Source organism: Psychroflexus salinarum (genome assembly GCF_042677225.1).
GTDB lineage: Bacteria > Bacteroidota > Bacteroidia > Flavobacteriales > Flavobacteriaceae > Psychroflexus > Psychroflexus salinarum.
Genome location: NZ_JBHTIV010000012.1, coordinates 1 through 2,677 on the forward strand (window position 1 = coordinate 1; position 2,677 = coordinate 2,677).

General features: G+C 31.0%; 3 protein-coding genes. 1 reads left to right on the forward strand and 2 read right to left on the reverse strand.

What is annotated here, in order from left to right:
* Positions 1-195: 195 nt before the first annotated feature.
* Both ACFQ0R_RS10695 and ACFQ0R_RS10700 read right to left on the reverse strand, forming a co-directional pair.
* Positions 196-1,038: a tetratricopeptide repeat protein gene (locus tag ACFQ0R_RS10695; protein WP_379658370.1), complete on the reverse strand. Its 843-nt coding sequence runs from the start codon at positions 1,036-1,038 to the stop codon at positions 196-198.
* A gap of 135 nt (positions 1,039-1,173) precedes the next feature.
* On the reverse strand, positions 1,174-1,815 hold the full coding sequence (locus ACFQ0R_RS10700) for a hypothetical protein (protein WP_379658371.1): 642 nt from the start codon (positions 1,813-1,815) through the stop codon (positions 1,174-1,176).
* A 227-nt stretch (positions 1,816-2,042) separates the two neighbouring features.
* On the opposite strand from ACFQ0R_RS10700, the gene ACFQ0R_RS10705 reads away from it, so the two are divergent.
* On the forward strand, positions 2,043-2,677 hold a 635-nt coding region (locus ACFQ0R_RS10705), incomplete at its 3' end, for a transposase (RefSeq protein WP_379658064.1).

Here is a 2,677-nt window from a genome sequence, read left to right on the forward strand (position 1 = left end):
ATCTATTGACCACACATAGGATGCGGAGCAAGTTATTATTATTACATTTTATAAGCTATGAAGCAAGCTTCAAACCTTATAAAACGTGATTTAAAAATTAGTAATAAATGAGATAGGGCTAAAAGAAAAATATTATAAATTTGAACTAAGATCAGGACGATTGCTTTTCATAGAATGCGCTGTTGTGCAACGTTTTTAATCCCAAGTCCATTGATAAGGATACAATTCGTATATAGAATTTGCTTCATTAATTGTATTTCCTTTACGCCCATTCATTTCAGCTAAAACATCATATTTTTTCGCTTCATTATTTTTTCCTAATTTTCTTAAAGTTACAGCTTTATACAACTGAACTTCTGAAAAATTAGGATATATTTCTAAGGCTAAGTCAAAAAATTCTACAGCCTTTTGGTATTCTTTTAATTCATATTTTGTGATACCATAATAAAACAAGTCTAGATGATGTATCCAATCCTTTCCATTCTCTTTTAATTGATATTTGTAATCTTTTTGAAATATTTCGTCTGCTTTCTCGAATTCATTTAGTTGTAAATATGATAATCCAATATAAAAGTCAAATGAATGATCCATTACAAATCCATAGCCAAATCTATCTTTGTAATCTTCAAAATCCAAGATTGCTTCTCTATAAGTTTTTGCAAAAATACATTTAATAAAAGCTCTATAATCCTGCCATTTTATTCTATCATATTTAACTGCTTTATCGAGATATTCAATACCTATTTCATATTTTCTTTTTTTAAGTAAAGGCATTGATTTTTGTTGCCATAAATATGCGATAGTAGAGTCTTTAGCTAATCCTTTATCAATTTCAGACTGATATTCCTGAGAATATAGTTGATATTTCCAAGCACCGTTTTTTAAATGTTCATTTATGATTTCTTCTTGTCTTGCTTTATCAACAGTTAACTCAGAACTTTCATTTTTTGTTCCTTTATTAGAAGTTTTATCTTCATTCGAGCAAGAATAAATTATTACAAATGGTATAAACAGAAATACTTTAAATACAGTTCTCATTTCGTTTTAAATGTTGCACAACGGTTCTCTAGTATGGCCAGTAGCGTGCAAATACTAGCTTAATTTTCAGTTTATCTTTTACGTTTCTAAATATACAGAAACTTTCGGTTTAGCACATGAAAGCTATTGGCTATACTAGATGTTGTGGTGCGTTTTTTCATTGTTAAATTGTTTAAATCTCTGCTGATATAATTCAGCAAAATTATTTTTTATATTAGTTCGGTTGTAGGTTAAAACTTTTGTGATAAATCCTCTAACATTCTCACTATTTAGATAATACGGTATTTCATATTTTTCATCATTAGGCCAGATTTTCTTTACAAGATAGTCTAACCCCAAAATTATTATTATGATAGCAATAAAACCGATATTAAGAATTTCAGGATGTAGCATTGTGAAAAACGATAAGTCTTTGTTCGAGAAAATAAAATATAAACCAACTATTGATACTATCACTATAATTAAAAAATGAATGAAGTGTTTGTTGCTTTTTCGCCCTAGATCTGGAATATTTAGATTGGCTAGTTTTCTAAATTCATTCCATTTTTTTGCTATAACAGATTCTTTAAATATTGATTCTAAAGGTGAGTTAATTCCAAATTCCGTATTTTCTTTATCGAGCATTTGTAAATCAAAAAAAAGCGACACAAAAGCGAAATCATTTCGGAAAATTATATCATTCTGTGCCTTGTAAATAAATTCATCATAGGTCAATTCCATATTAATTAACTTATGTTTCTTTATTAACTCAGAAAATGTTTTTGGGTATTCTCTCATTTTTTTTTAAATGCACCACAACAACGGTCCGTGCATAACATAAGTGGCGACTTAAAATGCACAAGTTTTTCGGTTAAAATTTTAATTTCTAAAAATACACAAAACTCTCGTTTCAGCACCAAATCTCGCCATTTATGTTATGCTGTGTGCCTGTTGCACAACTGAATTTCTTGTAAATATATATAATTGATTGGCATTGAAAAGTTTGGAATTGATTATCTTTAGTAATGCAAGGAAAAAAGGAGTATCAAGAGAAACTGTTCACTCAATTCTTACTCAGTGAACGTGTCCCAGAACACAATTTTTATCGCAGATTAAAGTCGGTTTTGGATTTAGAGGATCTGTATAAATTAACCAAGCCTTATTACGGATCAAGCGGTCAAAAAAGTATTGATCCTGTTGTGTTTTTTAAGTTGTGCTTGGTGGGTTATTTGGAGAACATTATCAGTGATCGGAAACTGATTGAGCATTGCAGTATGCGCTTGGATATTTTGTTCTTTATAGACTACGATATAGACGATGAATTGCCCTGGCATTCTACAATAAGCAGAACTCGTCAGCTTTTTCCAGAAGAGATATTTGAAGAGGTCTTTACCAAAGTTTTACAGATGTGTATTGATAAAGGTATGGTGATCGGTCATACCCAGGCTATAGACTCTGCACCAGTCAAAGCCAATGCTTCTATGGACAGTCTGGAACTCAAAGTACCTAAGCAGGACCTGGAGGGTCATCTTGCAGAAGTTCGCCATATCAGCCACCGAGATAAAGAAGTCTATAGAAAAGCTAAGGAGAATAAAGCTAGCAAAGAGCAACAAAGCATCAGTGCTAATAAACAAGAGCTGGCAGCCCTAAAGTCCAGAAA